This window comes from Pseudomonas sp. SIMBA_068 (genome assembly GCF_046534705.1).
Taxonomy (GTDB): domain Bacteria; phylum Pseudomonadota; class Gammaproteobacteria; order Pseudomonadales; family Pseudomonadaceae; genus Aquipseudomonas; species Aquipseudomonas putida.
Map to the genome: position 1 here is coordinate 1 of NZ_JAWRYI010000135.1, position 365 is coordinate 365.

Annotated in this window: 1 pseudogene; it reads left to right on the plus strand. The window is 57.3% G+C overall.

The annotated features are described in order from the left end of the window. Nucleotides 1–82: 82 nt before the first annotated feature. A pseudogene (locus SB756_RS28525) lies at nt 83–365 on the plus strand (7-carboxy-7-deazaguanine synthase QueE); the annotation flags it as partial.

The following is a 365-nucleotide window of genomic DNA, read 5'->3' on the forward strand; positions in this document are numbered from 1 at the left end:
CGGAGAAAAGGCACAACGCGTGGTTGAGCTGCGCGGCAAATCTGCCATAATCAGCGCCCTGTTTTTTTCAAGCGAGTCCGTAATGCAATACCCGATTAACGAAATGTTCCAGACACTGCAGGGCGAAGGTTATTACACCGGCGTGCCTGCCATTTTCATTCGTTTGCAGGGATGCCCGGTGGGCTGTAGCTGGTGCGATACCAAACACACCTGGGAAAAGCGGACAGATCGGGAAACGTCGCTGGGCGATATTTTGATCAAGACGGTGGAAAGCGACGCCTGGGGTGATGCCGACGCGGCGACCCTGGTGAGTGCCATTGCGCAGCAGGGCTGGACGGCGCGTCATGTGGTCATCACCGGCGGTG